This window comes from Knoellia locipacati (assembly GCF_007992835.1).
Classification (GTDB): domain Bacteria; phylum Actinomycetota; class Actinomycetes; order Actinomycetales; family Dermatophilaceae; genus Knoellia; species Knoellia locipacati.
In genome coordinates this window covers 129921-150420 of the sequence record NZ_BKBA01000011.1, presented here as the reverse complement: position 1 = coordinate 150420, position 20500 = coordinate 129921, and the positions used below count along the sequence as shown (strand labels likewise).

At 71.4% G+C, this 20500-nt stretch carries 17 protein-coding genes; 7 read left to right on the top strand and 10 right to left on the bottom strand.

All coding sequences use genetic code 11. The features are described 5' to 3' along the window. The first annotated feature begins 166 nt into the window (after positions 1 to 166). A complete protein-coding gene (locus KLO01_RS17520; protein ID WP_275938381.1) occupies positions 167 to 808 on the top strand; it encodes a DUF4870 domain-containing protein in 642 nt (213 codons plus the stop codon). An 84-nt stretch (positions 809 to 892) separates the two neighbouring features. On the opposite strand, the gene KLO01_RS14635 is transcribed toward KLO01_RS17520, so the two are convergent. Together KLO01_RS14635 and hemW are read right to left on the bottom strand one after the other, a co-directional pair. After that, positions 893 to 1663 carry an SDR family oxidoreductase gene (locus KLO01_RS14635; RefSeq protein ID WP_147066440.1) on the bottom strand — a complete coding sequence of 257 codons (771 nt, stop codon included), beginning with the start codon at positions 1661 to 1663 and terminating at the stop codon, positions 893 to 895. A 128-nt stretch (positions 1664 to 1791) separates the two neighbouring features. Further along, positions 1792 to 3018, bottom strand: a complete 1227-nt coding sequence (hemW, locus tag KLO01_RS14630; RefSeq protein ID WP_147066438.1) for a radical SAM family heme chaperone HemW — start codon at positions 3016 to 3018, stop codon at positions 1792 to 1794. A gap of 326 nt (positions 3019 to 3344) precedes the next feature. Here hemW and KLO01_RS14625 point away from each other — a divergent pair, with 326 nt between their 5' ends. From KLO01_RS14625 to KLO01_RS14615, 3 genes are read left to right on the top strand one after another with little or no spacing between them, the layout of a single operon-like run. Continuing rightward, the gene (locus KLO01_RS14625) at positions 3345 to 4283 is read left to right on the top strand and encodes an ornithine cyclodeaminase family protein (protein ID WP_147066437.1); all 939 of its coding nucleotides are present in this window, start codon (positions 3345 to 3347) and stop codon (positions 4281 to 4283) included. 18 nt (positions 4284 to 4301) lie between these two features. Further along, positions 4302 to 5102, top strand: coding sequence for a tyrosine-protein phosphatase (locus KLO01_RS14620; RefSeq protein WP_246136241.1), 801 nt, complete (start codon positions 4302 to 4304; stop codon positions 5100 to 5102). Next, positions 5099 to 5665 carry an NUDIX hydrolase gene (locus tag KLO01_RS14615; protein WP_246136240.1) on the top strand — a complete coding sequence of 189 codons (567 nt, stop codon included), beginning with the start codon at positions 5099 to 5101 and terminating at the stop codon, positions 5663 to 5665. Before KLO01_RS14620 ends, KLO01_RS14615 begins: the two co-directional genes overlap by 4 nt. 2 nt (positions 5666 to 5667) lie before the next feature. On the opposite strand, the gene KLO01_RS14610 is transcribed toward KLO01_RS14615, so the two are convergent. The 3 genes from KLO01_RS14610 to lepA all read right to left on the bottom strand — a co-directional run bounded on the left by KLO01_RS14610 (position 5668) and on the right by lepA (position 8607). Continuing rightward, entirely contained in the window at positions 5668 to 6108 is a 441-nt protein-coding gene (locus tag KLO01_RS14610) for a nitroreductase family deazaflavin-dependent oxidoreductase (protein WP_147066435.1), read from the bottom strand. 25 nt (positions 6109 to 6133) lie between these two features. Next, positions 6134 to 6595, bottom strand: coding sequence for a hotdog fold domain-containing protein (locus tag KLO01_RS14605; protein WP_147066433.1), 462 nt, complete (start codon positions 6593 to 6595; stop codon positions 6134 to 6136). Between the two features lie 143 nt (positions 6596 to 6738). Continuing rightward, a complete protein-coding gene (gene lepA, locus KLO01_RS14600; RefSeq protein WP_147066430.1) occupies positions 6739 to 8607 on the bottom strand; it encodes a translation elongation factor 4 in 1869 nt (622 codons plus the stop codon). A gap of 174 nt (positions 8608 to 8781) precedes the next feature. Here lepA and KLO01_RS14595 point away from each other — a divergent pair, with 174 nt between their 5' ends. Next, entirely contained in the window at positions 8782 to 9264 is a 483-nt protein-coding gene (locus tag KLO01_RS14595) for a type II toxin-antitoxin system PemK/MazF family toxin (RefSeq protein ID WP_147066428.1), read from the top strand. A gap of 102 nt (positions 9265 to 9366) precedes the next feature. Continuing rightward, the gene (locus KLO01_RS14590; RefSeq protein WP_147066426.1) at positions 9367 to 10116 is read left to right on the top strand and encodes a lysozyme; all 750 of its coding nucleotides are present in this window, start codon (positions 9367 to 9369) and stop codon (positions 10114 to 10116) included. A gap of 84 nt (positions 10117 to 10200) precedes the next feature. Here KLO01_RS14590 and rpsT read toward each other — a convergent pair whose 3' ends face one another. The 5 genes from rpsT to KLO01_RS14565 form a co-directional block, all read right to left on the bottom strand. After that, the gene (gene rpsT / locus KLO01_RS14585; protein WP_147066424.1) at positions 10201 to 10461 is read right to left on the bottom strand and encodes a 30S ribosomal protein S20; all 261 of its coding nucleotides are present in this window, start codon (positions 10459 to 10461) and stop codon (positions 10201 to 10203) included. A 211-nt stretch (positions 10462 to 10672) separates the two neighbouring features. After that, positions 10673 to 11668: a DNA polymerase III subunit delta gene (gene holA, locus KLO01_RS14580; RefSeq protein WP_147066423.1), complete on the bottom strand. Its 996-nt coding sequence runs from the start codon at positions 11666 to 11668 to the stop codon at positions 10673 to 10675. A 102-nt stretch (positions 11669 to 11770) separates the two neighbouring features. Next, on the bottom strand, positions 11771 to 14047 hold the full coding sequence (locus KLO01_RS14575) for an ATP-dependent DNA helicase (protein WP_147066421.1): 2277 nt from the start codon (positions 14045 to 14047) through the stop codon (positions 11771 to 11773). Between the two features lie 86 nt (positions 14048 to 14133). Next, entirely contained in the window at positions 14134 to 14919 is a 786-nt protein-coding gene (locus tag KLO01_RS14570; protein WP_147066419.1) for a glucose 1-dehydrogenase, read from the bottom strand. Next, positions 14916 to 17654 (bottom strand): MGH1-like glycoside hydrolase domain-containing protein, encoded by a 2739-nt coding sequence (locus KLO01_RS14565; RefSeq protein WP_147066417.1) that lies wholly within the window; start codon positions 17652 to 17654, stop codon positions 14916 to 14918. Before KLO01_RS14565 ends, KLO01_RS14570 begins: the two co-directional genes overlap by 4 nt. Before the next feature lie 53 nt (positions 17655 to 17707). On the opposite strand from KLO01_RS14565, the gene KLO01_RS14560 reads away from it, so the two are divergent. Further along, positions 17708 to 20302: a DEAD/DEAH box helicase gene (locus KLO01_RS14560; protein WP_147066416.1), complete on the top strand. Its 2595-nt coding sequence runs from the start codon at positions 17708 to 17710 to the stop codon at positions 20300 to 20302. Positions 20303 to 20500: the final 198 nt, after the last annotated feature.

The window sequence follows — 20500 nt, the reverse complement described above, 5'->3', positions numbered from 1 at the left end:
ACCTTGCGGACGCTTCGGGGCGTGAACCTCGGTGTATGCCGTGTGCCCGCCTCCCGCGGCAGGGTCGCCCCTGAGCGCACCCTGACCGCACCCCGAAGTGGGGATCAAACGCGGCGCCGATGGGTTTGACTGGGTGACAGCACCCCGTCCCCTGAAGGAGGACACGATGACCACCACTCCGAACCCGGAGCTCGAGGGACAGCCGCAGGACCCGACGGCCGACCCGTCCACCCCGCCGCCGACCCCGGCGCCGTCGTCGGCGCAGGGCTCGACTCCCCCGCCGCCCCCGCCCGCGCAGTCGCAGCCCGCGAACCCGGGGCCGGGTCATGTCCACACGCCGCCGGCCGAGTCCTACGCGCAGCCGCGCCAGGGCTACGCGCAGCCGGGCCACCAGCAGCCGGCCTACCCCCAGCCGGGACAGGGCTACCCGGCCCAGGCCACGGCATACGGGCAGCAGGTCCTCGAGCCCGCGCAGCAGCGCCAGTGGGGCATGCTCGCCCACGTCATACCGCTCATCGCGATGGTGCTGAGCGCCGGCCTGCTGGGCTTCGTCGGGTCGCTCGTCATCTACGTGATGTACAAGGACCGCGGAGACTTCGTCCGGCAGCACGCCGCGAACTCGCTCAACATCCAGATCATGACAGGCATCGTGCTGCTCATCAGCTTCCCGCTCATGCTCCTGCTCGTCGGCTTCGCGACGTACTTCATCGCGCTCGCGATCGCGTTCGTCCTGCACATCATCGGCGCGCTGCGCGCCAACGAGGGCCAGCAGTGGTCACCGCCGCTGACCCCGCGGTTCGTCAGCTGAGCGCAGCCCACCTGACCTTCCGGCCACCTCAACTGATTGCCCCACGGCGCGCGCCGTGGGGCAATCAGTTGTGGGGGGTGCGGGTCAGACGCCGCCCTTGAGGAGGAGCCCTCCGTCGACGACGACGAGCTGGCCGGTCATCCAGGCCGCGTCGTCGGAGAGGAGGAACGCCACGACCCCGGCGATGTCCTCGGGCACACCGAGCCGCCCCAGCGGGTAGCCGGCCGCGACCTTCTCCTCGCGCCCCTCGTAGAGCGCGGTCGCGAACTGCGTCTTGACCACGGCCGGCGCGACGGCGTTGACCCGCACGGTCGGGCCGAGCTCGACCGCGAGCTCCTCGGTGAGGTGGGTGAGCATCGCCTTGCTCGCGCCGTAGAAGCCGATGCCCGGCGCCGGCCGGACACCGGCCACGGACGAGACGTTGACGATGGCGCCTCCCCGCTCCTCGAGCCCGCCCGCCACGGCCTTCTGGATCCACGACAGCGCCGCGATGCAGTTGACCTCGACGATCTTGCGGGCGGCGTCGAGGTCGAGGTCCACGAGCCGTCCGTATGCCGGGTTGATCCCTGTGTTGTTGACGAGCAGGTCGACGGGGCCGAAAGTCTCGGCCACCGCGGCCAGCACCTCGTCCTGATGGGCCGGGTCGTCGGCGCGACCCGCGACCGCCATCGCGACGTCCGCCCCACCGAGCGACTCGACGGCGGTGTCGAGGGCATCCTGCTTGCGGGCCGTGATGCAGACCCGGGCGCCCTCCGCGACGAGACGTTCGGCGATGCCCAGACCGATCCCTCGGCTCGCTCCGGTGACGATGGCGGTGCGGCCCTCGAGCCGTCGGGTGTGCGTCGCAGCAGTCATGCGCGCCACCCTAGGCGCGACCGGTCAGCAGGGGCGGGCGGCCAACTCCGGTTCGCGATCCGCTGGGTTGCTCCCGGGCCTGTTCGATCAGGCTTGCGAGCCACGAAGCGGTTCGCGAACGGTCCTGGTCAGGTGTCGACGCCGAGGAGGCGGCGGACGACGGCGTCGGCGAGCAGGCGGCCCCTCAGCGTGAGGATCACCCGGCGGTCGCGCACGGCGGCCACCCCGTCGACGAGCCCGTCGGCGACGAGTCCTGCCACGGCACGCCGACCGACGTCGTCGAGGTCGTCGACCGCCAGCCCGTCGCGGACCCGCACGCCGAGCAGCACCTGCTCGTCGCGCCTCTGCTCGACCGTGAGGGTCTCTCGCCCCGCCGCCGGAGACGCACCCGAGGCGAGGCTGTCGGCGTACGCCCTGGGGTGCTTGACGTTCCACCAGCGCACCCCGCCGACGTGGCTGTGTGCGCCGGGTCCGACGCCCCACCAGTCGGCGCCGGTCCAGTAGCCGTCGTTGTGGCGGCACCGCCCGGCCGGGGTGCGGGTCCAGTTGCTCACCTCGTACCACCCGAACCCGGCGGCGGACAGCACCTCCTCGGCGAGCTCGTACTTCGTCGCCTCGTCGTCGTCGTCGGGCCGCTCGACCTCGCCACGACGGACCTGCGCGGCGAGCTTCGTCCCCTCCTCGACGACCAGCGCGTAGGCCGAGATGTGCTCCGGCGCAAGCGAGACCGCCGCGTCGAGCGAACGCCGCCAGTCGTCGAGCGACTCCCCCGGCGTGCCGTAGATGAGGTCGACGCTCGTGACCAGCCCGGCGTCGCGAGCGGCCGCGACCGCCCGCCCCACCCCGGCAGGCTCGTGAGTCCGGTCCAGGGTCGCGAGCACGTGCGGCGCCGCCGACTGCATGCCGAGCGAGATGCGCGTGAACCCGCCGTCGGCCAGCTCGCGCAGGGACTCGGGGGTCACCGAGTCGGGGTTGGCCTCGGTCGTCACCTCGACGTCGTCGGCCAGCCCGAACCGCTCCCGTATGCCGTCCACGACCCTCACGAGGTCGGCCGCCGGCAGCATCGTGGGCGTCCCGCCACCGACGAACACCGTGTCGACGCGAGGCACGGCGTCACCCAGCACCGACCGTGCCAGGTCGAGCTCGGCCAGCGCCGTGTCGGCGAAGGTCGACGTGCTCGCACCGGGACCGAGCTCGGTGAGCGTGTAGGTGTTGAAGTCGCAGTAGCCGCACCGCACCCGGCAGAACGGCACGTGCAGGTAGATGCCGAACGGCCGGCTGCCCAGGGCCGCGATCGACTGCGACGGGAGCTCTCCGGAGGCGGGCGCGGGGTCGCCGTCGGGCAGTCGGGGCATGACGCAGATCCTCCCACCCCCGCGACCGGGCCCCGTCCAGCGGCTCGGAGGACCGCGGCGCACCACCACCAGCGCTTCGTGCGCGGCGTGTCCAGCGTGACACGCCGCGCGGGCCGAGAAAGTTCGACCAATTCCGACCGAACCCTTGCGCGCCCCCACCCGCCCGACTAGAAATGCCTTACGCACTCACCTCGGTGAGAGCGTCAGAGAAAGAACTTCGGTTCTTGATCTGTCGAGGGCCTCGGAAACTCATACTTTCCGAGGCCCTCACCTATGTGCCCCGCGCTCCCCTTACCCCCGTGCCTCCCCCGGCTAGGTTGGCGACCGTGCGCATCCTCACCGACGCCGATGTCCGGGCCTGCCTCCCACCGCTCGTCGAGGTGGTCGGCCTCGTCGCCGACGCCCTCACCGCCCTGGCGGAGGGCCGCGCGGACGTCCCGCCCAAACCCACCGTGCGCACCTCCCCCGGGATGTTCGCCAACGCCATGCCGGCGGCCTACCCGGAGCGGAACCTGCTGGGCTGCAAGTGGATCAGCGTCGTGCCCGACAATCCGGTGCGCGGCCTGCCGACCGCGACCGGCGTCATGGTCGTCAACGACGGCACGACCGGTGTGCCGTCCGCCCTCCTTCCCGCTGCCGAGCTCACCGCCGTCCGGACCGCGGCCGTCACCGGCGCCTGCGTGCGGGCGCTCGCTCCCCCGGACGCCTCGGTCTCGTTCCTCGGGGCGGGCGTCCAGGCCGCCTCGCACCTGCGCGTCCTCGAGGCGCTCGGCCACACCGAGGTCACGGTCTGGGCCCGTCGGCGCGAGGCGATCGACGCGCTGGTGCGCGAGACCGAGAAGGCCGCACCCGGCATACGTGTCCTCGTCTCTCCGTCGCGGGAGGCGGCCGTGCGAAACGCCGACGTCGTCATCACAGGCCTCTCCATCGGCCTCACCGACATGGCGATCCCGTCGACGTGGCCGCGCGAGGACGCCCTCCTCCTGCCCATCGACTACGCGAGCTCGGTGGACGCGACGCTGGCCGACACCGCCGTCCTCGCCTCGGACGACCCGGTGCAGTTCGCCGCCGTCCGGGCGGTGAGGGGCAAGCTCGACGGCTACCCCGCGGCGACCGCGTGGACCGGCCACCTGCTCCACGCCCCGCGTCCCGAGGGCCGGCTCGTCGTCTCGAACCTCGGCACCGGCATCTGCGACCTCGTCGTCGCGAGCGCCGTCGCCGCCCGGGCCGAGGGGACGCGGACCGGGCAGGTCGTCGACATCTGAGGGACCTACGATGGCGGCGTGAGCGATGACCGCAGGTCCGACGTGTCCGCCACCGAGCGCTGGGTCGAGCTCGAGGGGGTCGTCAACATGCGCGACTCCGGCGGGCTGCCGACCCGTGACGGCGGTTCGGTCCAGCCGCGCCGCCTGCTCCGCTCCGACAACCTCCAGGACCTCAGCCCGGCCGATGTCCGCCACGTCGTCGACGTGCTGGGTGTGAGCGACATCGTCGACCTGCGAAGCGACACCGAGGTGAGCACCGAGGGGCCCGGGCCGCTGTGGCACGTCGAGTCGCTGACCCACCACCACCACTCGCTCTTCGGCGACGGGCGCGCCGTCACGGCCGAGCAGGCTCTCGCCGTCCCCGAGCACTCGACCCGCCCCGTGCGCGACGCGACGTTCTGGTCCGAGCACTACCTCGGCTACCTCTCCACCCGCCCCGACTCGATCTCGGCGGCGCTCGACGTCGTGTCGCGCAGCTCGGGCGCCACGGTCGTCCACTGCGCCGCCGGCAAGGACCGCACGGGCACCGTCGTGGCACTGGCCCTCGACGCGGCCGGCGTCCCGCACGACGTCATCGTCGAGGACTACGCCCTCACCGGTGAGCGGATCGAGCAGATCATCGCCCGCCTCATGCCTCGCGACCTCTACGGCAAGGCGCTGCGCGAGCAGAGCGTCGACGACCAGCGGCCCCGTCCCGAGACGATGCAGACCATCCTCGACACGGTGCAGAGCGAGTTCGGCGGCGCCACCGGCTGGCTCACGCAGCAGGGGTGGTCCACCGCCGACATCGACCGCCTGCGCGAGCGGCTCACCACGTGACGAGCGCGCTCCCGGTCCTCGGCGCACCCGACCCGGACACCCGGCCGCGCAACCGCCGCCGGGCCATGCGCGTGCTGCTCGTCGACGAGGACGACCGCATCCTGCTCTTCCGCGACAGCGACCCCGGCCTCACCCCCGTCCCCGTCTTCTGGATCACGGCCGGTGGTGGCGTGGACCCCGGCGAGAGCGACCTCGAGGCCGCCGTGCGCGAGGTCGCCGAGGAGACAGGCCTGGCCATCAGCGAGTCCGCCCTCGTCGGGCCGCTCGCCGAGCGGGTCGTCGTCCACGGCTACAGCGACGTGGTGACGACCCAGGACGAACAGTTCTGGTTCGTCCGGTGCGAGCGCTTCGAGGTGTCGACCGCCGGCCACACCGAGGTCGAGCTCGCCACGATGACGGCCCACCACTGGTGGACCCGCGACGAGCTGGCCGCCACCACCGAGGAGATCTGGCCGCGCGACCTGCTCGCGATCCGGGACCGCGTGACGGCTGAGGACACCGCCGTCGCCGGCGCACCACTGGCGCTCGGCGACGTCGACGAGTCGACGGTCGCGCCCGCCTGAGGTCAGTCGGCGTCGACCGGCTCGAGCACGAACACGGGGATGAGCCGCTCGGTGTTGCGCTGGTACTCCGCGTAGTTCGGGAACGCCGCGACGCACCGCTCCCACCACTCGTCGCGCTCGGCGCCCTCGATCTCGCGCGCTCGCGCGACCCACGAGCGCTCGCCGTCCTGGAGCTCGAGGACGGGGTTCTTGAGCAGGTTCGCGTACCACTTCGGGTGGTCGGGTGCCCCGCCCTTGCTCGCGACGGCGGCATACACGCCGTCGTGCTCTACTCGCATGAGCGGCACCTTGCGCACCGACCCCGTGACGCCGTTCATCGTGAGCAGCACGACCGGCCTGCCCTGGATGTCGACGGACCCGGTGGTCCCGGTCTCCTCGATGGTCTCGACCTGCTTGCGGACCCAGGCGCTCGGGCTCGGGACGTACGTTCCGGTGATCGTCATGACACCCACAACACCATGGATGGGGCTACTTCTTCCGATCGCTCACATAGATCGTGATGACGCCCTCGACGACGACGGTGCCGTCCTCGCGGATCGCCTTGACGCGCACCGGCACGTCACCGGGCTCGGCCCAGTCCGCCGGGTCGGTGTCGGCGGTGCAGAGCAGGTCGGTCGTCGACTTCGCGGTGTAGGCGACCTCCATGCCCTTGGGGATCCAGCGGCGCCCGGGCGGCGTCGTCGCCTCGGCGAGCAGCCCCATCGCCGCCTCGAGACCGTTGCACACGGCGATCGCGTGGACGGTGCCGATGTGGTTCTGCACCGCGCGCCGCTTCCTGATGACGAGCTCGGCGTGGTGCTCGCGGACCTCGCGCACCTGCGGGCGGACCGTCCAGAAGTACGGCGCCTTCTGCGCGAACAGGAACGAGAACGCCTTCCGGCCCAGCGGCAGGGAGGTGAGCGTGCGGTACAGGGCGAAGGTCTCCGGCATACGGCGATGTTACTTCTCGGTATGCCGTCCGCCCACGCCGCGTGGCGCCCCTCACCCGCCGCTCGCCCTCGTGCGTCCGCAACCCTGGTCGCGAACCCGACCACCTCTGCGGACGCAACCAGCCGCGAGGCGGCTGGCGGCGCCTACTTCTTCTTGGTGTCGCCGCCGTCGTCGGAGGACAGCGCGGCGATGAAGGCCTCCGGCGGGACCTCGACGGTGCCGATGTTCTTCATCCGCTTCTTGCCGGCCTTCTGCTTCTCGAGCAGCTTGCGCTTGCGGCTGATGTCACCGCCGTAGCACTTGGCGAGCACGTCCTTGCGGATGGCGCGGATGTTCTCGCGGGCGATGACCCGGGCGCCGATGGCGGCCTGGATCGGCACCTCGAACTGCTGGCGCGGGATGAGCTCCTTGAGCTTGCCGGCCATCATGTTGCCGTAGGCGTAGGCCTTGTCCTTGTGGACCACGGAGCTGAACGCGTCGACGTTCTCGCCCTGGAGCAGGATGTCGACCTTGACGAGGTCGGCCACCTGGTCGCCGGCCTCCTGGTAGTCCAGCGAGGCGTAGCCGCGGGTGCGCGACTTGAGCTGGTCGAAGAAGTCGAAGACGACCTCGGCGAGCGGCAGCGAGTAGCGCAGCTCGACGCGGTCCTCGGAGAGGTAGTCCATGCCGAGGAGCTGGCCGCGCTTGCCCTGGCAGAGCTCCATGATCGCGCCGATGAACTCGCTCGGCGCGAGGATCGTCGACTTGACGACGGGCTCGCGCACCTCGGCGACCTTGCCGTAGGGGAACTCGCTCGGGTTGGTCACGACGATGACCGAGCCGTCGTCCATCGTCACGTCGTAGACGACGTTGGGCTGGGTCGAGATGAGGTCGAGGTCGAACTCGCGCTCGAGCCGCTCGCGCACGATCTCGAGGTGGAGCAGGCCCAGGAAGCCGCAGCGGAAGCCGAAGCCCAGGGCGACCGACGTCTCGGGCTCGTAGACGAGCGCCGCGTCGTTGAGCTTGAGCTTGTCGAGGGCGTCGCGAAGCAGCGGGTAGTCGGAGCCGTCGATGGGGAAGAGCCCCGAGAAGACCATCGGCTTGGGGTCGCGGTAGCCACCCAGGCCCTCGGCGGCCGGCGTGCGCTCGTTGGTGACGGTGTCGCCGACGCGGGACTGCCGCACGTCCTTGACCCCCGTGATGAGGTAGCCGACCTCGCCGACGCCCAGGCCCTTGCCGGGCACCGGCTCCGGGCTGATGACGCCGATCTCGAGGAGCTCGTGCGTCGCCCGAGTCGACATCATGATGATCTTCTCGCGCGGGTTGAGGTTGCCGTCGACCACGCGGACGTAGGTCACGACGCCGCGGTAGGTGTCGTAGACGGAGTCGAAGATCATCGCGCGGGCGGGTGCGTTCGGGTCGCCGACCGGGTGCGGGATCTGGCGGACGATCTCGTCGAGCAGCGGCTCGACACCGACGCCGGTCTTGCCCGACACCATGAGGCAGTCCTCGGGCTCGCAGCCGATGAGACCGGCGAGCTCCTCGGCGTACTTCTCGGGCTGGGCGGCCGGGAGGTCGATCTTGTTGAGCACCGGGACGATGGTGAGGTCGTTCTCCATCGCGAGGTAGAGGTTGGCCAGGGTCTGCGCCTCGATGCCCTGCGCCGCGTCGACGAGCAGGACCGCACCCTCGGAGGCGGCCAGCGAGCGCGACACCTCGTAGGTGAAGTCGACGTGCCCCGGGGTGTCGATCATGTTGAGGATGAAGTCGCCGGTGCGGCCCTCGGCATCGACGGTCTCCCACGGCATGCGCACGGCCTGGCTCTTGATCGTGATGCCGCGCTCACGCTCGATGTCCATGCGGTCGAGGTACTGCGCGCGCATCGCCCGGTCGTCGACGACACCGGTGATCTGGAGCATCCGGTCGGCGAGGGTCGACTTGCCGTGGTCGATGTGGGCGATGATGCAGAAGTTGCGGATCGCCTCCGGCGGCGTGGCGTGCGGCTGCAGCACGGTGCGGGCGCGGGGAGACACAGGCGTCAAGTCCTCGGGAAGAGCGGATCGGGAGTCGGGACAGTCTCCCACGGCGAGGCTGCCGCACCGAACCGCGCACCTCCTCCGCCGGTCACCGCACGAGCCGAGCCGGTATGCCGTGGTGCGCCACGGCATACCTCTGTCGTCTCGCGCCCGCTGGGTAGCGTGGGCGCCATGGCGAGCTATCCCGGCGACTACGACGGCCCCCTCGACCCCGAGTACGCGCCGGAGGTCGACGGCGAGCCGGATCCGGGCGAGGTCGTGTGGGCGTTCGTGGCCTACGAGGACTACCCGAACCGGGGCAAGGACCGACCCGTGCTCGTCGTGGGTCGGGACGGTCGCTGGGTGCTCGGCATGCAGCTCACGAGCAAGGACCACGACCGCGACGCGCAGCAGGAGGCACGCGCCGGGCGGTTCTGGGTCGACGTCGGCTCCGGCGGCTGGGACGGCCAGGGGCGCCCCTCCGAGGTGCGGGTCAACCGGGTCGTGCGGATCGACCCGGCGACGATCCGACGCGAAGGCGCGGTGCTCGACCGGGCGAGGTGGGACGAGGTCGTCGCCGCGCACGCCGCCCACCCGCACCCCCAGTCCGACCGTGCGGGGGGCAGGCGGCGATCGCCCCTCGACCGGCTCGTGAACATGTTCCGCAGGAGGTAAAGACTTCGCAAAAAACCTCCCCTCCGGTTGCGGCGGATCCCGGGGGGCCCTTGGCTGAAAGTCCGCCCGGGGGGGTCCCGAGCGCGAACACCAGGAGTGCTCATGTCCAGGATCCGCAGATTCGCCGGGGTGGCCGCCGCCTCCTCCCTCGCCCTCGTCCCGCTGGCGGGCCAGACCGCCACCGCCAAGACGACGCCGGTGCAGCAACGCACCACGGCGGCCACCGCGGCCGTGGCGACGACCGCGGGCATGGACGTCTCGTCCCACCAGGGCAACGTCGACTGGGCCTACTGGTGGGGGCAGGGCATGAAGTTCGCCTACGTCAAGGCGACCGAGGGGACGACCTACAAGAACCCCTACTTCGCCCAGCAGTACAACGGCTCCTACAACGTCGGCATGATCCGCGGCGCCTACCACTTCGCCCTTCCGGCGAGCTCGACCGGGACGGCCCAGGCCGACTGGTTCGTCAACAACGGCGGCGGGTGGTCGCGCGACGGCAAGACCCTGCCCGGCGTGCTCGACATCGAGTACAACCCCTACGGCGCCACCTGCTACGGACTGTCGCAAGCGGGGATGCGCAGCTGGATCTCCGCCTTCACCTCGCGCTACAAGGCCCGCACCGGGCGCGACGCCGTGATCTACACGACCCTGGACTGGTGGACGCAGTGCACCGGCAACACGAGCCAGTTCTCGCAGACGAACCCGCTGTGGATCGCGCGCTACAACACCTCTCCGGGCGTGCTGCCCGCGGGCTGGAGCTACTACACCTTCTGGCAGTACACGAGCAGCCCGCTCGACAAGAACGCCTTCAACGGCGACCTCACCCGGCTCAAGGCGCTCGCCCTGGGATGACGCCGCCGGCAGACGCACGAGGGCCCGTCACCGCGATGGTGACGGGCCCTCGTGCGTGCGGTCACTGACCGCGGTGTCGCTGGCTCAGAGGCCGGCGGCCTTCTTGGCCATGGCCGACTTCTTGTTGGCCGCGTTGTTCTGGTGCAGAACACCCTTGCTGACGGCCTTGTCGAGCTTGGCCGACGCCACCTTGAGGGCGTCCTTGGCCTCGTCGACCTTGCCCGCGTCGGCGGCCTCGCGGAACTTGCGGACCGCGGTGCGGACGTCGGACTTGACGGCCTTGTTGCGCTCGGTCGCGACCTTGTTGGTCTTGATGCGCTTGAGCTGGGACTTGATGTTTGCCACGAAGAGAACTTTCTGAGAGGTCGGTGGTTGCCGTTAGAGGGCGGCAGATGCGGCTCGGGACCGGGAGTGGGGACACCCTTGCTGAACCACTCTGGATGGAACTACGTACGCGCACGACCTGAGCGCGCACGCAAGGGGCAAATCTACCAGCGGGACGCTGGCACTGGCAAAACGCCCGAACGCGTGCGTATGCCGTGTGCTCCCCCACCGCTCAGCGGTCGCCCTCGGCCTTCTCGCGGGTGATCGTGAGCACCGCGCGCTCGACGGCGTAGACGGGGTCGCGCCCACCGCCCTTGACCTCGAAGTCGGCGGCGGCGACGGCGCGCAGCGACCGGGCGAGCGCCTCCGCGGTCCACCCCTGGAGCGAGCGGCGGGCCTTGTCGACCTGCCACGGCGCCATGCCGAGGTCGCGGGCGAGGTCGGCGGAGCGTCCGCGTCCGGCCGAGCCCACCTTGATGAGCTGGCGGATCTGCTGGGCGAGGACGGCGACGATCGGGACCGGGTCGACACCGACCGCGATGGCGTGGCGCAGCAGCCGCAGGGCCTCCCCCGCGTCACCGGCGACGGCGGCGTCGGCGACCTTGAAGCCCGTGGCCTCGACCTTGCCACCGTGGTAGGTGAGGACGACCTGCTCGTCGATGACGCCGGTCGTGTCGGCGATGAGCTGCTGGCACGCCGAGGCGAGCTCGCGCAGGTCCTTGCCGATGGCGTCGACGAGTGCCTGGACGGCCTCGCCCGTCGCCCGGCGCTTGGCGCGCCGGAACTCGTTCATCGCGAAGTCGGCCTTGTCGCGGTCGGTCTTGATCGCGGGGGCGTCGATGACCCGTGCCCGGGCCTTCTTGAGCGTGTCGAGGACCTTCTTGCCGCGGTTGCCGCCCTTGTGCACGACGACGAGCGTGACGTCGTCCGGCGGCGCAGCGAGGTAGGCGAGGAGGTCCTGCTGGAGCTCGTCGGTCGCCTCGTCGAGGTCGTGGACGACGACCGCCTTGTCGCCGCCGAAGAGCGACGGGCTGGCGTGCACGGTGAGCTCGCCGGGCTCGTAGGTGGCGGCGTGGAGCCGGATCACCTCCACGTCCGGGGTCCGCTCGCGCACCGACTCGAGGACCTCGCCCAGACCGCGCTCGGCGAGGACCTGCTCGGGCCCGGCGATGAGGACGAGCGGGGGCACCCGGCGCTGCACCTCGACGAGATCACTCACGGCGGTCACTCTGCCACGCGGCTCCGACGTCGCCCTGCCCCGTCACCCGCGACGTCAGCGTCGAAGGTCGCTGGCAGAGCCCTCCCCACAGACGTTGCGAGAGCCTCGGTCTCAGTCGAAGCTCAGGGTGGAGCCCGCGCCGGCCTCGAGACCCAGGCCGTCGAGCCGGGCCGCGATGACGTCGGCCGGCAGCTCGAGGGACTCGCTCAGCTCCTCGACGTCGAGACCGAGGTCGACCCCGTCCCGCAGCTCCTCGTCCTCCTCGTCGGTCCACGCATGTCCCTGGGTCACCGCCGTGCGGGCGGACGGGGCCACGGGTGGTGCGGTCGCCACGGGTCGGGTGTCGGTCGCGTCGACCTGGCCCTTGACCCCGGCGTCGCCCATCGACGTGCCCTTGACGGCGCCGGTGAGTCCGCGCAGGGCCGGGTCGGCGACCTCGAGCGGCGGGGGCGCGGTGGCGTCGAGCCGCTTGAGGGCGTTGAGGACGAGGGTGCGGTCCGACGTCGGCCAGAAGGGCGGGAGCGAGCGCTGGAGGAACCCGGCATACCGGGCACTCATCATGCGGGAGTCGAGGAAGGCGACCACGCCACGGTCGTCACCGCGGCGGATGAGGCGGCCGGCGCCCTGCGCGAGGCGCAGCGCCGCGTGGGTCGCGGACACGGCCATGAAGCCGTTGCCACCCATGCGGGCGATGGCCTGCGAGCGCGCGGACGCCAGCGGGTCGTCGGGCCGGGGGAACGGGATGCGGTCGATGATGACGAGCTGGCAGCTCGAGCCCGGGACGTCGACGCCCTGCCAGAGGCTGAGGGTGCCGAAGAGACAGGTGCGCGGGTCGCGCGCGAACTGCCGCACGAGGGTCGAGATCTGGTCCTCGCCCTGGCAGAGCACGGCGACCTCGCCGTCGAGGTCCTTGAGGCGATCGCGCATCTCGTCGGTGGCGGCGCGGGCGGCACGCATCGACGAGAAAAGCCCGAGCGTGCGCCCCCCGGCGGCGCGGACCAGCGTCTCGATCTCGTCCATGGTCTCGGGCGAGGCACCGTCGCGGCCCGGCGGCGGGAGGTGCTTGGCGACGTAGGCGATGCCCTGCTGGGGGTAGTCGAACGGGCTGCCGACGTCGAGGCCGGTCCATTTCGGCGCACCCTCGCCGCGCAGACCGATCGTGCCGGCGACGGCGTCGAAGGTGCCGCCGAGCTCGAGCGTGGCCGAGGTGAGGACGACGGTGCGCTCCTCGAAGATCTTGTCGCGCACGAGCATCGCGACGCTCATCGGGGCGACCCGCAGGACGCTGCCCCGCCGCGGGTCCTTGCTCACCCAGACGACGTCGAGCTCGCGCTCCTCGAGGACGCGGGAGGCGTTCTCGTGGAGCTCGTCGATGGCCGCGCGCGCCACCTGGCGCGAGCCGTCGACCTCCTGGCCCTGTGCGGGCTTGAGCTCGGTCTGCACCTGGCGGGTCGTGTCGCGCAGCCGGGCGAGGGCGAGCGCGAGGTTGTCGGGGATGCCGGTGAGCCGGCCCTCGGGGATCTCGTCGAGGACGGACTCGAGGAAGGTGCCGGCGTCGTCGACGGTCTCGCTCGAGTCGGCCTGCCGGCCGGCGCGCTTGGCCGCGAGCCGCGCCATGCCGGGCGTCACCTCGTCGGTGATCGTCGCGGTGACGCGGTCGACGAGCTCGTGGGCCTCGTCGACGACGAGCACGTCGTGCTCGGGCAGCATCTGCCTGCCCTCGAAGGCGTCGATGGCCATGAACGAGTGGTTGGTGACGATGACGTCGACGCTCTTGGCGGCCTCGCGCGAGCGCTCGACGAAGCACTCGGCGACCATCGGGCACTTGCTGCCGAGGCACTCGTGGGCGCTCACCGAGACCTGGCGCCAGGCGCGCTCGGAGACACCGGGGACGAGCTCGTCGCGGTCGCCCGACTCGGTCTCGTCGGCCCACTCGCGCAGTCGGACGACCTCCTGGCCGAGGCGTCCGGCCTGCTTGTCGACGTCGCCGACGCCGAACAGGCCCTCCTCGTCGTCGGGGAAACCACCTTCGAGCTTGTGGGCGCACAGGTAGTTGCGCCGCCCCTTGACGATCGCGTAGGTCGGGCGGCGGCCGAGCAGGGGCGTCAGCGCGTCGGCGACGCGGGGCATGTCACGGTCGACGATCTGCGCCTGGAGGGCCAGGGTCGCGGTGGCGACGACGGCGGGCTTGCCCGCGTCGATGGCGTGCTGGACCGCGGGGACGAGGTAGGCGAGGGACTTGCCGGTGCCGGTGCCGGCCTGGACGAGGAGGTGCTCGTCGTTGTCGATCGCGTGCGCGACCGCCTTGGCCATCGACACCTGGCCGGGCCGCTCGCTGCCCTTGACCCCGCTGACAGCGGCTGCAAGGAGGTCGTCGAGGGTCGGCACCGCAGCAGCCTATGCCGTCCCGCCGACGCCACGGTGCGGCCCTCCACAGGGCCGTGACGAACCACCCCGGTAGGTCGGGCCGCCGCTCAGACGGCGCCGGGCTTCTGCATGAGACCGCCGTCGGCCATGACCGTCGTGGCCGTGACGTACGACGCGGCGTCGCTCGCCGCCCAGCACACGACGCGTCCCATCTCCTGCGGCGTACCGATGTAACCCAGCGGCACGGCGGCCTCGAGCGCCTTGGTCTCCGCGGGGGTGTCGTCGTCGTTGATGGGCGTGTCGATGGCCCCCGGCCCGACCCCGACGACGCGGATGCGGTCCGGGCCCAGCTCCACCCCCGACGTGCGGGTGAGCATCCGCATGCCGCCCTTGGAGACGCAGTAGGCGAGGTCGCTCGGCATCGGCCAGTCCTCGTGGGTCGAGGTGATGTTGACGATGACGCCACCGTCACCCTGCCGACGCATCTGCTCGGCGGCGAGCTTCGACCCGAAGACCGCGCCCTTGAGGTTGACGCCCATGAGGAGGTCGTACTTCTCCTCGGTGAGGGTCGCGAGCGTCTCACCGAGCTCGACACCGGCGTTGTTGACCATGACGTCGAGCCGGCCGAACTCGCTCACGGCGGTGTCGACGAGCCGCTGGAGGTCGGCGACCTTCGAGACGTCGGCCTCGCAGCCCACGGCCGCTCCCCCGGCTCCGACGATGTCGTCGACGATCGCCTGCGCCGCCTCGGGCTCGGACACGTAGTCGATGACGACCTTGGCGCCCTGGGCCGCGGCCTCGCGGACGATGCCCTCCCCGATACCGCTGTTGCCGCCGGTGACGATGACGACCTTGCCCTCGAGCGGGCGGTGGTGTGGGACGGCGGTGCTCATGTGTCGATCTCCTCGCGCAGGGCGTCGGGTGGGGTGCAGATGAGGTGGGCGACCAGGGCGGTCCAGCCGGTCTGGTGCGAGGCCCCGAGGCCGACGCCGTTGTCGCCGTTGAAGTGCTCGCTGAACGTCGGGTGGACGTCCCACAGGTCGCCGCCGGGATACTCGCGTGGGGTGCCGGGGCGCCTGCCGTCCTCGCCCGGCAGGAAGAGGGCGATGAGGCGGTCGCGCAGACCGATGGCCGCCTCCTCGAGCGCGACCTCGCGCCCGGACCCGGTGGGGAACTCGACGCGGACGTCGCTGTCGGCGCCCTCGGCGATGACGAGCAGCGCGTCGAGGATGAGCACGTTGGTCGGGAACCACACGGGTCCGCGCCAGTTCGAGTTGCCGCCGAACATGCCGGTGGTCGACTCGCCGGGGTCGTACTCGATGTGCACGGCGGTGCCACCGGCGTCGATGTCGGCCCCGCCGCGGTAGGCCGCCGAGAGCGACCGGATCCCGTGGGGTGAGAGGAACTCCCCCTCGTCGAAGAGGCGTCGCAGGATCGCCTCGAGCCGGGGGCGCACGACCGGGGTGAGGCTGTTGTGGACGACCTCACCGTCCTGGCTGTGGAGCAGCGAGTCGGTGAGGTCGGGCCGGCGGTCCTGGAGCCACTGCAGGCGCGACGTGAAGTCGCCGAGCTCGTCGAACGCCCACGCCGGGACGTTGGCGACGGCGATGAGGGGCAGCAGGCCGACGAGCGAGCGCACCCGCACCGGTGACCCCTGGTCGTCGGCGTCGACGAGCACGTCGTAGAAGAACTCGTCCTCGTCGTCCCAGAGCGAGACGCCCTCGGTGCCGAAGGTCTCCATCGCCTCGGCGATCGAGAAGAAGTGCTCGAGGAAGGTCGTCGCCAGCCCGTCCCACGACCGGTCGACCCGGCTCAGCTCGAGCGCGATCCGGAGCATCTGAAGGCAGGTGAACGCCATCCAGCTCGTCGCGTCGGACTGCTCGAGCCGCCACCCCTGCGGCACCTCGCGCGACCGGTCGAAGACGCTGATGTTGTCCATCCCGAGGAAGCCGCCCTCGAAGAGGTTGGACCCGTCGGAGTCCTTGCGGTTGAGCCACCACGAGAAGTTGAAGAGCAGCTTGGTGAAGACCCGCACGAGGAAGCCGTGGTCCCGCGCGCCGTCGAGCACGTAGACGTGCCAGGCCGCCCAGGCGTGGACCGGCGGGTTGACGTCGCTGAACTGCCATTCGTATGCCGGGAGCTGGCCGTTGGGGTTCTGGCTCCACTCGCGGCACATGAGCAGCAGCTGGTTCTTGGCGAACTGCGGGTCCATGTGGGCGATGGCGACGGTGTGGAAGGCGAGGTCCCACGCGGCGAACCACGGGTACTCCCACTCGTCGGGCATCGAGATGACGTCGGCGAGGGCGAGGTGGGTCCACGAGGTGTTGCGGCCCTGCGGCTCTCGGGCCCGGCGGGAGTCCGGTGGTGGCGGTCCGGCCGGGTCGCCCGCGAGCCACTCGCGCACGTCGTAGCGGTAGAGCTGCTTGCCCCAGTTGAGCCCGGCGAAGGCGCGTCGGGCCACGAGCCGCTCCTGATCCCCGACGCCGTCGGGGATGACCGTGGCATAGAACGCGTCGGCCTCACGTCGACGCGTCGCGAGCACGTCGTCGAAGCCGCCACCGAACACACCACCGCCCGCTGGGGGCCCGGGCGCCGGCGCCTCCGGGCGGGCGCCGTCGGCCCAGGCGTCGTCGAGCAGCCGCAGCCGGACCCGGACGGTCTCCCCCGGCGCGACCTCGGCGAAGGAGTAGCGCAGGGCCACCTTGGTGCCGCGTCCGTCGGTGGCGAGCAGGCTCCGGTCACCGTGGACGACCGCGCGGTCGACGGCGTCCTTGGGGTGCGGGCTGCGGCTCTCGCCCTCCCCGAACACCGCCTCGACATTCGTCTCGTTGTCGCAGACGAGGACCTCGGGCGCTCCCTCGGCGTGGAGCTCGACGACCCCGAGGTGGGCGTGGGTCGCCCGCAGCACGACACCGCCGGGAGGCGTGCCCTCGACGACCTCGATGACCGGTGTGCGGTCGTCCCGGCCCCAGGCCCAGGTGTTGCGGAACCACAGCTGCGGCACGAGGTCGAGCGGCGCCGGGTCGGGTCCGTGGTTCGTGGCCTCGACCGTGACGAGGACGTCACCGGGTGCCGCCTTGGCGTGGGTCGTGACGACGTCGAAGAACCGGTCCTCGGCCAGGGCCCCGGTGTCGACGAGCTGGAACTCGGGATCCTCGTGACCGCGGGCCGCGTTCGTCTCCCGGAGCACGGCATACGGGAAGGCTGCCTGCGGGTAGCGGTAGAGGTGCTGGGCCCAGCTGTGCGTGGGGGTGGCGTCGAGGTGCCACCAGTACTCCTTGGCGTCCTCGCCGTGGTTGCCCTCGCCGTTGGTGAGCCCGAAGCAGCGCTCCTTGAGCCGGTCGTCGCGGCCGTTCCACATCGCGACCGCGAGGTTGAGGAAGCCGTAGCGGTCGCAGAGGCCGGCGATGCCGTCCTCGCCCCAGCGGTAGGCGCGGGCGTGGGCGTGGTCGAACGGGAAGAACGACCACGCGTCACCGTCGGCCGAGTAGTCCTCGCGCACGGTCCCCCACTGCCGGCCCGAGACGTACGGACCCCAGGCGCGCCACGGGTCCCCGTCGTCCGGTGAGTGCTCGAGCCGCCGGTGCTCCTCGGTCTGTGGTCGTTGCTCGGGCTCGACCGACGTCATGCCCACACTGTGGCACGCAGGTCCGGTCCGAGGAGGTGGGAGGATGCACGGCAATGACCTCGCACCCGCTGGCCGAGCGCGCCCTGACGTCCGTCACGACCGATCCCGACACCCTGTATGCCGTCTTCGCGGCCTGGGCGGAGGAGTCCGGGATCGCGTTGTACCCCCACCAGGACGAGGCCGTCATCGAGGTGGTGTCGGGACGCAACGTCGTGCTGGCCACCCCGACCGGGTCCGGCAAGTCGCTCGTCGGGGTCGCCGCCCACTTCGCCGCCCTCGCCGGTGACCGCGTCAGCTTCTACACCGCGCCGATCAAGGCCCTCGTCAACGAGAAGTTCTTCGCGCTCTGCGACGTCTTCGGCGCCGAGAACGTCGGCCTCCTCACGGGCGACGCCGCCGTCAACGCCGACGCCCCCATCATCTGCTGCACCGCCGAGGTGCTCGCAAACATCGCCCTGCGGGAGGGCTCGTCGGCCGACGTCGGGCTCGTCGTCATGGACGAGTTCCACTACTACGCCGACGGCCAGCGCGGCTGGGCCTGGCAGGTGCCGCTGCTCGAGCTGCCGCAGGCACAGTTCCTGCTCATGTCGGCCACGCTCGGCGACATGAGCACGATCAGCGAGGACCTCGAGCGCCGCACGGGCCGCGACGTCGCCCTCGTGACCACCGCCGAGCGCCCCGTGCCGCTGTCGTTCACGTGGTCGCTCACGCCGCTCGCCGAGATGGTCGAGGAGATCGTCACGACCCACCAGGCGCCGGTCTACGTCGTGCACCCCACCCAGCAGCTCGCTGCCGAGCACGCCGCCTCGCTCATCACCCTCAAGCTGCTCACGCCGGAGGAGAAGTCCGCAATCGCCGAACGGCTGGCTCCGGTGCGGTTCGCCGCCGGCTTCGGCAAGACGCTGTCCGGGCTGCTGCGCCGGGGCATCGGCGTGCACCACGCCGGGCTGCTCCCCCGCTACCGGCGGATCGTCGAGCAGCTCGCGCAGGCCGGACTGCTCAAGGTCATCGCCGGCACGGACACCCTCGGCGTGGGCATCAACGTCCCCATCCGGACGGTGCTGTTCACCGGGCTCGCGAAGTTCGACGGGCAGCGGGACCGGGTGTTCCGGTCGCGCGAGTTCCACCAGATCGCCGGCCGCGCCGGCCGCGCGGGGTTCGACACGAGTGGCTCGGTCATCGTCCAGGCGCCGCCGCACGTCATCGAGAACGAGCGCAACATCGCCAAGGCCGGCGACGACCCCAAGAAGCTCCGCAAGGTCCAGCGCCGCAAGCCGCCCGAGGGGTCGATCGTCTGGACCGAGCAGACCTTCGACAAGCTCGTCGCGAGTGAGCCCGAGCCGCTGACGTCGAAGATGCGCATCGACAACGCGATGATCCTCAACCTCATCGCCCGACCCGGTGACCCCGTGGCCGCCGTGAGCCGCCTCGTCCGCGACAACCACGAGTCCCTGGTCGGTCAGGCCAAGCTGGCCCGACGGGCGATCCGGCTGGGGCGGTCGCTTCTCGACTCCGGGGTGGTCGTGCGCCTGCCCGAGCCTGCCGCCGACGGGCGCACCGTCGAGCTCACGGTGGACCTGCCGGCCGACTTCGCGCTCAACCAGCCGCTGGCACACTTCGCCCTCGCGGCGCTCGACCTCCTCGACCCCGACTCCCCCACCCACGCCCTCGACGTCGTCTCCGTGGTCGAGGCCGTCCTCGACTCGCCGCGCCCGGTGCTGCGGGCCCAGCAGTGGGCGGCACGGGGCGAGCGGATCGCCGAGCTCAAGGCCGAGGGTGTTGAGTACGACGAGCGCACCGCCATCGTCGAAGAGATCACCTGGCCCCGGCCGCTCCTCGACATGCTCGAGCCGGCCTACGAGACCTACCGGCAGACGCACCCGTGGCTGCCGGACGAGGCCCTGGACCCCAAGAGCATCGTGCGCGAGATGTGGGAGCAGGCGATGAGCTTCGGCGACCTCATCCGCCGCTACGGGCTCACCCGCTCCGAGGGTGTCGTGCTGCGCTACCTCTCCGACGCCTACCGGACGCTGCGCCAGACCGTGCCCGAGGTGCACCGCGGCGAGGAGCTCGACACCATCATCGAGTGGCTGGGCGAGACGATCCGCCAGACCGACTCCTCCCTCATCGACGAGTGGGCCGCCCTCACCGATCCCGAGTCGGTGCGCAACGCGGCCGCTGCCCACGGCGATGCCCCACCCCCGCCGCGCCCGATCACGGCCAACGACAGGGCTTTTCGCGCGATGGTGCGCCAGGCCATGTGGCGACGGGTCGAGCTCGCCGAGCGTGACGACATCGAGGCGCTCGCCCGGCTCGAGGCCGACTCGGCCGCCGTCCCCGAGGACGGTCGCACCCGCGTCATGGACCTCGACGCCTGGGACGTCGCACTCGGCGCCTACTGGGACGAGCACGGCACCATCGGCACCGATGCCGACGCCCGCGGTCCTGAGCTGCTCCAGGTGGAGCCCGCCACCGACGTCGTCCCGGGCCTCGACGACGAGAGCGAGCACCGCATCTGGCGCGTCCGCCAGGTCCTCGCCGACCCGGCGGACGACCGCGACTGGGGCATCGAGGCCGTCGTCGACCTCGACGCCAGCGACGCCTCGGGCGAGCTCGTCATCGCCGCCACTGCTGTTCGGCGGCTCTGACCAACCCGGATGCACGGAGACCTCTGCGCGAAGGTGCGGGTGCTCGGGTCCATATGTGGCTCCGAGCGCCCCACGCCGTAAAGCAGCGCATGGTCCGCTACGCCAGCCGCTGGAGAGGCGCCATCTGGCAGCGAACGTCCGGATCTGCCGAGTTCCGGTAAATGCATCGGCGGTGTCTCGGATGGCCTGAACTGCCTT

Excerpts from the sequence above, each read along its gene's own strand:
- KLO01_RS17520 (WP_275938381.1), top strand. The coding sequence starts at position 167 with ATGACCACCACTCCGAACCCGGAGCTCGAGGGACAGCCGCAGGACCCG.
- KLO01_RS14635 (WP_147066440.1), bottom strand. The coding sequence starts at position 1,663 with ATGACTGCTGCGACGCACACCCGACGGCTCGAGGGCCGCACCGCCATC.
- hemW (WP_147066438.1), bottom strand. The coding sequence starts at position 3,018 with ATGCCCCGACTGCCCGACGGCGACCCCGCGCCCGCCTCCGGAGAGCTC.
- KLO01_RS14610 (WP_147066435.1), bottom strand. The coding sequence starts at position 6,108 with ATGACGATCACCGGAACGTACGTCCCGAGCCCGAGCGCCTGGGTCCGC.
- KLO01_RS14605 (WP_147066433.1), bottom strand. The coding sequence starts at position 6,595 with ATGCCGGAGACCTTCGCCCTGTACCGCACGCTCACCTCCCTGCCGCTG.
- KLO01_RS14595 (WP_147066428.1), top strand. The coding sequence starts at position 8,782 with ATGGCGAGCTATCCCGGCGACTACGACGGCCCCCTCGACCCCGAGTAC.
- KLO01_RS14590 (WP_147066426.1), top strand. The coding sequence starts at position 9,367 with ATGTCCAGGATCCGCAGATTCGCCGGGGTGGCCGCCGCCTCCTCCCTC.
- KLO01_RS14570 (WP_147066419.1), bottom strand. The coding sequence starts at position 14,919 with ATGAGCACCGCCGTCCCACACCACCGCCCGCTCGAGGGCAAGGTCGTC.
- KLO01_RS14565 (WP_147066417.1), bottom strand. The coding sequence starts at position 17,654 with ATGACGTCGGTCGAGCCCGAGCAACGACCACAGACCGAGGAGCACCGG.
- KLO01_RS14560 (WP_147066416.1), top strand. The coding sequence starts at position 17,708 with ATGACCTCGCACCCGCTGGCCGAGCGCGCCCTGACGTCCGTCACGACC.